The organism is Mesorhizobium sp. Root102 (assembly GCF_001425625.1).
In the GTDB taxonomy this organism is placed as follows: Bacteria; Pseudomonadota; Alphaproteobacteria; order Rhizobiales; family Rhizobiaceae; genus Mesorhizobium.
Window position 1 is genome coordinate 61,729 of the sequence record NZ_LMCP01000004.1, and the last position, 12,012, is coordinate 73,740.

Here is a 12,012-nt window from a genome sequence, read left to right on the forward strand (position 1 = left end):
TATCAAGCCCTGCAACGGCTGTCACGGCTCTTGCGATGGGCCAATCCCTTCAACCTTTCAGCACGCCGTCGGCCCAAGCCGCGAAATCGCCCATGATGATGTCGCGATTCACCTCGTTCAGACTTTCGTGGCGGGTGTCTGCGTAAACCTTTGAAACCAGATTCGAAAAGCCCATCTTGCGCATGCGATTGGCAAGATGGGTGATGCCTTTGCCATAGTCGGAAGCCGGATCCCTTTCGCCGCCCACGATGCTGACGGGGAGGTCGCGCCGGATGGCGGCAAAGCCGGCATCCTTGCCGCCGTTGAGCGCCATGCCGACGACGTCGCGCCACATCGATACCGAAGCATCCCAGCCGCAGAGCGGATCGGTGATGTATTTCGCCACTTCCGCCTCGTCGCGTGACAGCCAGTCGAATAATGTGCGGTGGTTGGGCACCGCCTTGCCCCAGGCCTGGAAGGTGAGCTTCGGCAGCAGGTGCGATGGCACGTCGGAGCCGAGCCGCATCCGTTCCCAGGCAAGGATGCCCAGCGCCAGCTGTCCGAGCAGGCCTTGGGAGAAATTGCCGTTCCAGATCGCGGCGGCATGAACGCGCGGCGAGTGGCGCAACAGGTAGTTCAGCGCCACGGAAGCACCCATCGAATGGCCAAAAAGGATGACGGGCAGGTTCGGCTGTTCGCTGGCGATCAGACCGTGGATGGCGTCGACATCGTCGATCACCTTGGCGGAGCCGTCCCTGTCGGCGAACCTGCCGAGCGGCGCGTCGGGGGCCTTGGTCGCGCCATGGCCGCGATGATCGTGGACATAGACGTGGAAGCCGCGTGAGCCAAGAAAATCGGCGAAGCGGGCATAGCGCGCGGCGTGCTCAGCCAGGCCGTGATTGATCTGGACAACGGCTCGTGGCCGGCCATCGGCTTGCCTGATGAAAAGATTGAGATCGGCACCGGTCGGCGAGGCAACCACGTGCTGCTGGCTGAATGACATGCCGCTCGGTCTCCAGGCTCTGGCCGCCGCCGTGGCGCCGGCCTTGTTTGCGCCGGCGCCGGTTTTGCGTCAATCCGCCTGCCTGCTTTTCGCAGACGATGTTTCTTGCGTTTGGCCAGCAAAATATCGCAATTCTGACATGGAGACAGCTTCAGTCTGTCGCCCACTTCTTCAACCGGGGATCTTCCATGCGCATTGGTGTCGTTTTCGGATTGGCCATGTTGGCGGCGTCGCTGGCTGGTGCGGCGCGTGCCGACGTCAAGATGAGCGGCACTTTCGTTGCCGACGCTGCCTGTCCGGCGACGCAAGCCATCAAGAACGGCAAGAACCCCGGCAATGTCTCGACCGATGCCGGGCAGGGCTACCAGCTGCTTGCCGGCAACAAGGATGCGCCGACGCACTACCTCATCCTGGTGCCGGGCGCCGATCCGGAGCGCCGCTGGGTGAAGGTCACCTGCGGCCATGTTTCTGGCAGCAGCGCGGCGACGGTGCCGGTCGCACCGGGCGGGCAAGGCAAGCCGGCGGCATCGGGAAAACCCGAATATGTCTTCGCGCTGAGCTGGCAGCCGGCCTTCTGCGAGACCAAGTCGAGCAAGACGGAATGCAAGGCGCAGAGTGCTGGTGATTTCGACGCCACGCATTTCACCTTGCACGGCCTCTGGCCGCAGCCAAGCGGCAATTTCTATTGCCAAGCGACGGCGAGCGACAAGGCCAACGACAATCCGGCCCACTGGAAGGACCTGCCGCCGATCAACCTGGACGCCAACACCCGCACGGAACTCGATCAGGTGATGCCGGGGACAGCTTCCAAGCTCGAACGGCATGAATGGATCAAGCACGGCACCTGCTATGGCAAGAGCCAGCAGGACTATTTCTCCGATGCGCTCAACCTGATGCGCGCGGTGAACAGCTCGCCGGTGCGCGATCTCTTTGCCAAGAACATCGGCGGCAAGCTGACGGCGGACCAGATTCGCGGCGCCTTCGACACTGCCTTCGGGGCGGGCGCAGGCGACCGCGTGCGCGTTTCCTGCGTCATCGATCCGTCGAGCGGCAGGCGGCTGATCGGCGAACTGACGCTCGGCCTTGCCGGCCCGATCGGCCCCAACAGCTCGCTCAAGGATCTGTTGCTGGCTTCGGTGCCGACCAACAAGGCCGGCTGCCCGACCGGCACCGTCGATGCGATAGGCTTCCAGTAAGTACAGGGTAGGTAAGCGCAGGCGGGACGCAGACAACTGGACTGTCGCGCCGTCAGGCGTTCGTCGGCAGAAGAAATCCTAGAACAGACTTAAATCCGCGCGGGCTTGGTCCACACAACGGCTGCGTCGTGGCCGCCCGGCTCGCCGACGACGCGATCGCGCCCGGTCGATTTCGCCTTGTAGAGGCGCTGGTCGGCAAGCGCGAACAGGTCGGCAAGGCAGCGCGTCGTTTCGCTGACGCTGGAAACGCCGGCGCTGACGGTCAGCTCGAACCGGCTGGTGGCGGCCGAGCCCTTGACCGCGGAGCGGATGCTCTCGCCAAACAGCCTGGCGACCGGGTGCGGACGCGAACTGAGGATGGCGAATTCCTCGCCGCCGATGCGGAACACCTGGTCCTCGGCGCGTGCCGCTTCGCCAAGCAGGGCCGCAACCGCTTTCAGCACCTTGTCGCCCTCGGCATGGCCGAAACGGTCGTTGATCGACTTGAAATGGTCGACATCGATGATCAGCAGGCTGAGCGGCTTGGCGGTGCGCAGGCTGACCTGGACGGCGGCTTCACCGTCGCTGTCGAAGCGACCCCGGTGCAGCAGGCCGGTCAGGCCGTCACGGCCGACATGTTCGACCAGCGCTTCGTAGCGTTCGCGATAGGTCAGCGTATCGAAGATATCGGTCAGCCCGCGCGGCGCCGCGATCTGGCGCTCCTCGAACCATTTGAGATAGGCCACGAGCATGGTGCTGAAGGTCAGCGCCGCCGCCATCTTGGCGACCCAGCCGCCGAAAAAGACCGCTATCGGCGCGCCGGCAACGAAATGCAGCGCGGTGAAGAAACCGGCCTGGTCGAAGGTCAGCACGCAAGCGACCGAGATCAGGATGCGCGCGAACTGTGCCTTGCGCAGGTAACGCCCGAGCTTTTCGTAGAGCAAAATGATCAGAATGGCGTCGACGAATAGTAGCGTCGTGCCCCACACCATCAGCCAGCCCATCTGGTCGATGAAGCCGATGTCGGGGAGCCTGCCGTCGGGAAGTGCCGCGATGACGTGCAGTCGCAGCACCAGCACCAGCCCGATCATCAGCGCATTGCCGAGCAGCAGGCCGTAGATCGGCTGACGCACGGTGGCGGCGTCCTCCTTCATATAGAGCAACAACAGCATGACCAGCTTGCCGGAAAACAGCACCGCCGAGCCCGGCGAGACCATGCCGAACGGCAAGGCGACGTAAAAGACGCTGGCGAGATAGGTTTCGAGAAAGTGCATGACGCCGAGCGCGCAGACGAAGACGCCGAGGCCAATGCGCTTCCTGAAGCGGAAAAGCGTCACCATGACGCTGAAGTAGACGACCGCTTCGGCAAGGAGCAGGAAACTGTTCAGCAATGCCGTCGATCCGATCTTTCTCCTGAAATCGCGACAAATCAGCGATTCCACCTCGAACCTGTTTTGACGCGGAAGGGTTAACCGGAGCTTTCAGCGCGCCCGGTAAGCATGGAAAACCTCAGCGCTTGGCGGACACTTCCGCGTGTGAGCGGCCAGATGCGGCAAAAGCGATTGCCGTTCGCCGCTGCATCGCCTACATAGCGGCCAACCTCCATTCAATTCGACAAATCCAGTCAGTTTTTTCAGGGAAAGCGCGCGTGGCACGCCAGTTCATCTATCACATGGCCGGCCTCAACAAGGCCTATGGCACCAAGAAGGTGCTCGAGAACATTCATCTGTCCTTCTATCCGGACGCCAAGATCGGCATCCTCGGCCCCAACGGCTCGGGCAAGTCGACGATTCTCAAGATCATGGCCGGGCTCGACAAGGAGTGGAACGGCGAGGCGTGGCTCGCCGAAGGCGCCACGGTCGGCTACCTGGCGCAGGAGCCAGCGCTCGATCCGAACAAGACCGTGTTCGAAAACATCATGGAAGGCGTTGCCGCCAAGACCGCCATCATCGAACGCTACAACGAACTGATGATGAACTACTCCGACGAGACCGCCGACGAGTCATCCAAGCTCCAGGACGAGATGGACAGGCTGAACCTGTGGGATCTCGAACAGCAGGTCGAGATGGCGATGGAAGCGCTGGGCTGCCCGCCCAAGGATTCGGAAGTCACCAAGCTTTCGGGCGGTGAGCGCCGCCGCGTCGCGCTTTGCCAGCTCTTGCTGCGCCAGCCCGACCTTTTGCTGCTAGACGAACCGACCAACCATCTCGACGCCGAGACCACGGCGTGGCTGGAAAAGCATCTGCGTGCCTATCCGGGCGCCGTGATGATCATCACCCACGATCGCTACTTCCTCGACAATGTCACCGGCTGGATCCTCGAACTCGATCGCGGTCGCGGCATTCCCTACGAGGGCAACTACACCAAGTACCTCGAAGCCAAGGCCAAGCGCCTGAAGCAGGAAGGCCGCGAGGACGATGCCCGCCAGCGCGCCATCGGCCGCGAGCGCGAATGGATCCAGTCGAGCCCCAAGGCTCGCCAGACCAAATCCAAGGCGCGTATCCAGGCGTTCCAGGACCTTTTGGACGCAGCCGACAAGCGGCGTCCGAGCGATACCCAGATCGTCATTCCGCATGGCGAGCGGCTCGGTAATGTGGTGATCGAGGCCGAAGGCCTGTCGAAAGGCTTTGGAGACACGCTGCTGATCGACAATCTGTCGTTCAAGCTGCCGCCCGGCGGCATCGTCGGCGTGATCGGCCCGAACGGCGCCGGCAAGACGACGCTGTTTCGTATGATCACCGGCCAGGAAAAACCCGATGCAGGCACGGTCCGCGTCGGCGAAACCGTGAAACTCGGCTATGTCGACCAGAGCCGCGATACGCTCGATCCGTCAAAGACGGTTTGGGAAGAGATTTCCGGCGGCGCCGAAGTGGTCAAGCTCGGCAAGTTCGAGGCCAATACGCGCGCCTATTGCGCGTCGTTCAACTTCCGTGGCGGCGACCAGCAGCAGAAGGTCGGCAACCTCTCCGGCGGCCAGCGCAACCGAGTGCATCTGGCCAAGATGTTGAAGACCGGCGGCAATGTGCTGCTGCTCGACGAACCGACCAACGATCTCGATACGGAAACGCTGGCCGCACTCGAAGACGCATTGGAAAACTTCGGCGGTTGCGCCGTCATCATCTCGCACGATCGCATGTTCCTCGACCGTCTGGCGACGCACATCCTCGCCTTCGAGGGCGACAGCCATGTCGAATGGTTCGAGGGCAATTTCGAGGATTACGAGCAGGATAAGATCCGCCGGCTCGGACCCGATGCCGTCAACCCGCACCGCATGACCTACAAGAGGCTGACGCGGTAAGGGGTTTTCCGGGCGGCGAATTCTCAAGAAGACATGAGGAGCTCACATGGCTGATTGGTCCGCCGCCCAATATCTGAAATTCGAGGATGAGCGCACGCGACCCGCGCGGGACCTGGTGGCGCAGGTCCCCGTCGACTTCCCGCGCCGGGTCGTCGACATCGGCTGCGGGCCGGGCAACTCGACCGAGCTGCTTGTCGAGCGCTGGCCGGATGCTGAGGTGAGGGGCTTCGACACCTCACCCGACATGATCGAGAAGGCGAGGGCGCGTCTGCCCGACGTCAACTTTGACCTGGCCGATGCCTCCAAATGGCAGCCGGCGGAGCCGGTCGACGTGATCTTCGCCAATGCGGTGTTCCAGTGGCTGCCCGAACATCCCGCGGTCTTCCAGCGGCTGATGGGCTTCCTCGCCCCAGGAGGCGCGCTGGCCGTCCAGATGCCCGACAATATGGGCGAGGACTCCCACCGCCTGATGCGGGAAACCGCCGCCGAAATGCCATTTGCCGAAAAGCTCAAGGGCGCGGCGCGCGGGCCGTTGCCGCCAGTGTCGCTCTACTATGACCTCCTGTCGCCGCTCAGCGATCGGCTGGACATCTGGCACACCGTCTACAACCATCCGCTTGCCGACGCGCAGGCGATCGTCGAATGGGTGAAGTCGACGGGCCTGAAGCCTTTTGTCGACCCGCTCGATGCGAACGAGAAGACACTGTTCCTCGACAGCTACACGGCCAAGATCGCCAGGGCTTATCCGAAGACGGCGGGCGGCAAGGTGCTTTTGCGCTTTCCGCGCATCTTCATTGTCGCCAAACGGGCCTGATTAGCCACGTTGCACGACGCCCGTTGCGGCCGCTTGACCGGGTTTCGCCGCCATGCGCATTTCATCTCGATGGGATCACAATGCCCGCGTGGCAGGGGTGGATAATGGCACTGAAAAAGATGCTTTTCGGCAGTAGCGTTTGTGCGGCGGCACTTCTGGCGTTCTCGATCTCGGCTGAGGCCAAGCGAGCGCGCTGCTTCACCAGCGACGACGGCTATTTTGCATGCAGCTACAGGGCGATCGATGATGCGGGCAGCTTCCGCATCTCGGCGCCGGGCTATCCGACCTATGTGCTGGAGATCGACGGGCCGGGCTTTGCCTATGGGTATGTTAATCTCGGCCGCCGCAATGTGCCGCTGCCGGGGCAGTTCGTGCGCAGCCGCGACGACGGCGCCTGCTGGAACAACCCGCAGACCAACACCAAGCTCTGCGCCTGGTGAAATCAGGCTTAAGTCGGCGTAAACCGCCGCGGTGAGAAAAGTGTTGCGCCGGAGCGTTCCGGCGCCCACATGAAGCCCGCAACGCCTGCGGATGGGACGGACTGGATATATGCATCGCGTCATCATCAGCGGCCTCGGCGTTGAAATCCCTGAAGCCAAGATCACCAATGAAGAGCTGGTCGCCAGCTTCAATGCCTGGGTCGACACGGAGAATGCGCGCCGCCTGGGCACCGACGAGCCGCCGTTGTCGAAATCGGATAGCGACTTCATCGTCCACGCCTCGGGCGTGCGCACCCGCCATGTGATCGAACGCGAGGGCATTCTCGATCCGACCCGGATGGCGCCGCGAATTCCGGCACGGCCTGACGATGCGCTGTCGCTCGAAGCCGAGTTCGGCATCGCCTCGGCCAAAAAGGCTCTCGACCATGCCGGGCTGAAGCCGTCCGATATCGACCTGGTGATCTGTTCGGCTTCGCATCACCAGCGGCCCTATCCAGCAATCGCCATCGAAATGCAGGAGGCTCTGGGGACAAAGGGCGCCGGCTTCGACATGGGGCTCGGCTGTTCTTCGGCGGCGGCAGCCCTGCACATCGCCGTCAACCTGGTGCGGTCGGGCGCGCACAAACGCATTCTGGTGACGACGCCGGAGATCATCACCGGCCATCTCAATTTCCGCGACCGGCAAACGCATTTCATCTTCGGCGACGCCTCGGTGTCGATGGTGGTCGAAGGCCTGGCCAAAGGCGACAAGCGGCCGGGGCGCTTCGAGGTGCTCGACACGCGCGTCTGGACGCAGATGTCGAACAACATCCGCACCAATCTGGGCTACCATACCCGCACCGCCCAGGATGATCCCTATATGATCAATCTGGAAGGCAATCTGATCAAGCAGGTTGGCAACAAGGTGTTCAAGGAAGTCACAGTCGCCGGGCAAAAATTCATCGTCGAATTCCTGGCCGAGCACGGGCTGACGCCGCAGGCGATCAGGCGCTTCTGGCTGCATCAGGCCAATGCGCGCATGAATGCGATGATCCTGAAACTGTCGTTCGGCCACGAGGTCGACCACGATCGCGCGCCGATGGTGCTGGAGCGGCTGGGCAACACGGCGGGCGCCGGCGCCATCGTCGCGCTGTCGGAAAACCACGCCGACATGAAACCCGGCGATTTCGGCCTGATCTGCGCCTTTGGCGCGGGGTATTCGATAGGCGGCGCGCTGTTGCGGATGCTTTGAGCTTGCCGTGTCAGGCTGGCGCGAATGGCACCAGCATGGGCACGCGAGCGGCATAATCATCATAGGCAGGGCCGAGTTCGACGCGCAGGAAGCTTTCCTCGAGCCTCGCTTTGACGACGATGCCGATGATCAGCAGCGCTGTCCCGGCTAAACCCCAGATCGTGCCCTTTGCCGACATGGTGGCGAGGATTGCCAACAGCAATCCGGTGTAGATCGGATGGCGGACGAGCCCGTACGGGCCGGTGTCGACGACACGGTGCCCGGCCTTGGCGGTGATGGTGCCCGACCACAGTCTGCCGAGATGCAGGCGCGCCCACCAGGCAAAGGCGATGCCGATGGCAATCAGGGCGACACAAATCCAGGCTTCGGGGAGGTTGGGCATCCACAGCCTAAGTCGGCCTTCATAGCCACGCGCAGGAATGAACAGCAGCACCGCGCCGACCAGCCAGAGAACGCGATAGCGGGCCTCCGCCCTGAATCCGGCGCGCTTCCGGGCAGGGTCGGACCATAGGGCGGCTGCGGCCCAGCTCGCCGCCCAGATCAACCAAAGCAACGTGATTGCCGTCACGGGTCGCACGATCAGCTCCGCAAACTGTCTGGACGCCACCATGAAACCGGCACCGCGCGGCGACAATGCGGCGCGAAATCGATGACAGGTAAGAAAAGCGTGATCGCGATCCTATCGGTGGTGTTGATCGGACGATCAGCACTTTCGACTGGACGCCGCGAAGCCCGCCCGGCTAACTCGCTGGATGACGAATGGAAAGAACGCCATGCTGGATCTCTTCCCCGAGGCTGAAAAGCCGGCCGAAATCATCCCCGCGCGAAAGCTTGCCGCCAAAGCGGCAGCGCTTTACCTGGCGCCGGCGGATCATTTTCAGACGCGCCCGGTGGACGAATTGCGGCTGGGCTTCGACGGCATATCGGGCGATTTTCATGCCGGATCGACACGGCGCTCCGGCGGGCGCGAGCCCTGGTATCCGCGCGGCACAGAAATGCGCAACGAACGGCAACTGTCGATCGTGGCGGCGGACGAGCTGGCGGTTGTTGCCGAACGCATGGGCCTCACCGAGATCAAGCCGGAATGGATCGGCGCCAATCTTTTGATCGAAGGGGTGCCTAACCTCTCCATGCTGCCTGCCGGCACGCTGCTGTTCTTCAAGGGCGGCGTCACCATCAAGATCGACGCGCAGAACGGACCTTGCCGCATCGCCGGCCGGTCGATCGCCGAGAATGCCGGAATGGCCGACGTAGAAGCCGGCGCGCTGTTGTTCCCCAAAATGGCGAAGCGGCTGCGTGGCGTCGTGGCCTGGGTCGAGAAACCGGGAGCGATCAAGGCCGGCGAGGAGATGTCGGTGCGGGTCCCGGAGCAGTGGATTTACACGGCATAGCCGCGCGGGTTCGCACCGTTCAGTACACCAAAGGCGGGGCCAAGCCGCCTTTTGAGGCGGCGTGGCAAAGCCGCCAAGCGTTAGCCCTTGCGGTTTTTCTTGGCGCCCTGCGCCAAGATGGAAACGTGATCCCATTTTTCCCAGGTGGCGATGCGGTTGGCGTATTCCTGTTTGATCATTGGCAGGCCGCCGTCGCCGAAGAACACCCGGAGCGGCGGTTCGGCGGCATCGACAATGGCCAGCATCGCAGGACCGGTGGCCTCGGGATCGCCGGCGACCGAATTGGCGCGGCGCTCGGCCATCTTGGCGCGGGCAGGCGCATAGGCCTCGATCGGTTGGGAGACCTTGGCCGACGGGCCGGCCCAGTCGGTGGAGAAGCCACCGGGTTCGACCAGCGTCACATGGATGCCGAATTCGGCGACCTCGATACTAAGCGACTGGCTGAAGGCTTCCAGTGCCCATTTCGAGGCGTGGTAGAGGCCGAGCGAGGCAAAGGCGTTGACGCCGCCGATCGACGAGATCTGGATGATGTGGCCGGACTGCTGCGCCCGCATGATCGGCAGGGCGGCCTGGGTGACCCACAGCGCGCCGAAGACGTTGGTTTCGATCTGGTCGCGGGCTTCCCGTTCGCTGACCTCCTCGATCGCGCCGAAATGGCCGTAGCCGGCATTGTTGATGACGACGTCGAGCCGGCCAAAGCGCTTGTGCGCTTCGGCGACCGCGGCATCGACTGCCCTCTTGTCGGTAACGTCGAGCTTTATCGTGGCGACGTTATCGCCATATTTCTCGACGAGATCGGCGAGCGTGCCGGCATCGCGGGCGGTCGCCGCGACGCGGTCGCCACGCGCCAATGCGGCCTCGGCCCAGACGCGGCCAAAGCCCTTCGACGATCCGGTGATGAACCAAACCTTGTTTGTCATGATGTGGAGTCCTTGCCCCTGCGGGCGTGATTTCGGGTGAAAGCGGAGGCTTCTCCGTTTTTTGGCATATACGGCTTAACCCGTTATTTTCCAGAGGCGAGGGGAAATCTTTTTGAACAAGACGCCCCTTGATCAGGGGTAATTCACCTGAGACGACCATGCCGGGTCGTCGTGCTTTTGCCAATAGAGCGCCTTCAGGCGGCTGGTGATCGGCCCGACCTTGCCGTCGGCGACCGGGGCGCCATCGATGACCGTGACCGGCATGATGCCGCCCGCGGTCGAGGTGATGAAAACCTCGACTGCCTCGCGCAATGCGGCGATGCTGACATCGGTAGCCGTGGCGGCAAGACCTGTCTCGGCGCACAGGTCGAAGACGGTGCGCCTTGTGATGCCGGGCAGCACGCCGATGGAAGGCGTCGACAGTTTGCCGTCCTTGACGCAGAAGACATTGAAGCCTGGACCTTCGGCGACGTTGCCGTTGAAGTCGAGAATTAACGCGGTCTCGGCGCCGCGGTCATAGGCATCGTAGAGGCCGCGCACCAGATCGAGCCAGTGGTAGTTCTTGATCGCCGGGTCGATCGAGGCCGGCGGAATGCGTACCTTGTCGCTGATGGCGACATGCAGACCGCGCTGCAACTGCTCGGCATTGGCGACCGAGCCGAACGGCACGGCGAACGCCATGAAGCGGTTGACCGCCTGGCGCGGGTCGCGGCTGAAGGTCGGGGAGGCGCCGCGCGTGCACAGCATTTCCACATAGGCGGCGCGATGACCCGACAGCGCCACGCAATTGTGCAGGATTTCGGTCACGCCGTCGCGGTCGAAGGGGATCTTCATGCGCAGCTTTTCCAACCCGCCGAAGAAGCGATCGAGATGCAAATCGAGGCGGAAGAAGCGGCCATTCCAGACATGCACGGTGTCGTAAGTGGCGTTGGAATGCAGAAAACCCCAATCCAGCACTGAGATCTTGGCCTGCGACATCGGCAGGTACTGACCGTCGAGGAAAGCGATCCCCTCGGGGTAGAAGTGCGGGTCGACATGGCGGTCGCCAACCACGGGCGGTTGCCTCTCGTCCTGTGTCGCCATCGTTTGGCTCATCGGAAGCCTCCTGTCGCACAAGGCGAGGTCAGCAGGCTATCCGCGTTGGGCAGAAGACATAGAGCCACCCGCCCGGTGCTGTTCGGCCTCCATGGCGATCTCGCCGATACATTGGATTGGAATTGCCTTACAATCGCGAGCTCTGAACGGGAGGGGAAGATGGGCAGGCTTGGGGCCGTCACAGCAGCCATGATGATGTTCGCTGCCGCGGGCGAAGCCAGCGCCCAGTGCGCGCGCGAAGGCGAGGACTTGTGCCAGGGCGGCCAGACTTATCGCTGCGAGAAAACCGGCAGCGAATTGACACCGATCTTCCAGAACCTGCCTTGCGCGGTGAATGTGCCGTCGCTGAGCGGCACCTGGGTCGGCAATGGCCACCAGAGCCCGGCGGGTGACGCCGGGGCCGACTGGCCGATCGCCATGACGATCAACGATGGCGGTGCGTCGATCGACTATCCGTCGCTCGGCTGCGGCGGATCGCTGTCGCAGACATCCAGGGACGACTCGTCAGCGGAATACCACGAGAGCATCACCTACGGTCAGGACAAGTGCATCGACGGCGGCAACATCACCGTCCGGTTTTTCAAGGGAGATCTGTCCTGGACCTGGGTCGGCCAGGCCGACGGCCAGCCCTACAATGCCGTCGCCGTGCTGACGCGGAAGTGACCG

Annotated in this window: 12 protein-coding genes; 7 read left to right on the forward strand and 5 right to left on the reverse strand. The window is 63.0% G+C overall.

The genetic code is table 11. The annotated features are described in order from the left end of the window. Positions 1 to 49: 49 nt before the first annotated feature. A complete protein-coding gene (locus tag ASD12_RS05850; RefSeq protein ID WP_056582835.1) occupies positions 50 to 982 on the reverse strand; it encodes an alpha/beta hydrolase in 933 nt (310 codons plus the stop codon). 188 nt (positions 983 to 1,170) lie between these two features. Between ASD12_RS05850 and ASD12_RS05855 the strand changes: the two genes are divergently transcribed. Next, the gene (locus ASD12_RS05855; protein ID WP_056583082.1) at positions 1,171 to 2,178 is read left to right on the forward strand and encodes a ribonuclease; all 1,008 of its coding nucleotides are present in this window, start codon (positions 1,171 to 1,173) and stop codon (positions 2,176 to 2,178) included. 89 nt (positions 2,179 to 2,267) lie between these two features. Here ASD12_RS05855 and ASD12_RS05860 read toward each other — a convergent pair whose 3' ends face one another. Further along, positions 2,268 to 3,548 (reverse strand): GGDEF domain-containing protein, encoded by a 1,281-nt coding sequence (locus ASD12_RS05860; RefSeq protein WP_082525273.1) that lies wholly within the window; start codon positions 3,546 to 3,548, stop codon positions 2,268 to 2,270. 257 nt (positions 3,549 to 3,805) lie between these two features. Here ASD12_RS05860 and ettA point away from each other — a divergent pair, with 257 nt between their 5' ends. The 4 genes from ettA (at position 3,806) to ASD12_RS05880 (ending at position 7,940) form a co-directional block, all read left to right on the forward strand. Next, complete coding sequence (ettA, locus tag ASD12_RS05865) at positions 3,806 to 5,455, forward strand: energy-dependent translational throttle protein EttA (protein WP_056582837.1); 1,650 nt, start codon at positions 3,806 to 3,808, stop codon at positions 5,453 to 5,455. A gap of 46 nt (positions 5,456 to 5,501) precedes the next feature. Continuing rightward, entirely contained in the window at positions 5,502 to 6,269 is a 768-nt protein-coding gene (gene tam, locus ASD12_RS05870; protein ID WP_056582840.1) for a trans-aconitate 2-methyltransferase, read from the forward strand. Positions 6,270 to 6,373: 104 nt separating this feature from the next. Continuing rightward, on the forward strand, positions 6,374 to 6,709 hold the full coding sequence (locus tag ASD12_RS05875) for a hypothetical protein (RefSeq protein WP_056582842.1): 336 nt from the start codon (positions 6,374 to 6,376) through the stop codon (positions 6,707 to 6,709). 109 nt (positions 6,710 to 6,818) lie between these two features. Continuing rightward, positions 6,819 to 7,940, forward strand: coding sequence for a beta-ketoacyl-ACP synthase III (locus ASD12_RS05880; RefSeq protein WP_056582844.1), 1,122 nt, complete (start codon positions 6,819 to 6,821; stop codon positions 7,938 to 7,940). Between the two features lie 10 nt (positions 7,941 to 7,950). Here the strand turns inward: ASD12_RS05880 and ASD12_RS05885 are convergent, their stop codons facing one another. Continuing rightward, positions 7,951 to 8,550 (reverse strand): isoprenylcysteine carboxylmethyltransferase family protein, encoded by a 600-nt coding sequence (locus ASD12_RS05885; RefSeq protein WP_244482753.1) that lies wholly within the window; start codon positions 8,548 to 8,550, stop codon positions 7,951 to 7,953. Between the two features lie 163 nt (positions 8,551 to 8,713). Between ASD12_RS05885 and ASD12_RS05890 the strand changes: the two genes are divergently transcribed. Continuing rightward, positions 8,714 to 9,331, forward strand: a complete 618-nt coding sequence (locus tag ASD12_RS05890; RefSeq protein ID WP_056582846.1) for an MOSC domain-containing protein — start codon at positions 8,714 to 8,716, stop codon at positions 9,329 to 9,331. A gap of 80 nt (positions 9,332 to 9,411) precedes the next feature. Here ASD12_RS05890 and ASD12_RS05895 read toward each other — a convergent pair whose 3' ends face one another. Both ASD12_RS05895 and ASD12_RS05900 read right to left on the reverse strand, forming a co-directional pair. After that, positions 9,412 to 10,251, reverse strand: a complete 840-nt coding sequence (locus tag ASD12_RS05895; RefSeq protein WP_056582848.1) for an SDR family oxidoreductase — start codon at positions 10,249 to 10,251, stop codon at positions 9,412 to 9,414. A gap of 132 nt (positions 10,252 to 10,383) precedes the next feature. Beyond that, positions 10,384 to 11,346 carry a D-amino acid aminotransferase gene (locus ASD12_RS05900; RefSeq protein WP_056582850.1) on the reverse strand — a complete coding sequence of 321 codons (963 nt, stop codon included), beginning with the start codon at positions 11,344 to 11,346 and terminating at the stop codon, positions 10,384 to 10,386. Between the two features lie 159 nt (positions 11,347 to 11,505). On the opposite strand from ASD12_RS05900, the gene ASD12_RS05905 reads away from it, so the two are divergent. Further along, on the forward strand, positions 11,506 to 12,009 hold the full coding sequence (locus tag ASD12_RS05905) for a hypothetical protein (protein ID WP_056582852.1): 504 nt from the start codon (positions 11,506 to 11,508) through the stop codon (positions 12,007 to 12,009). Positions 12,010 to 12,012: the final 3 nt, after the last annotated feature.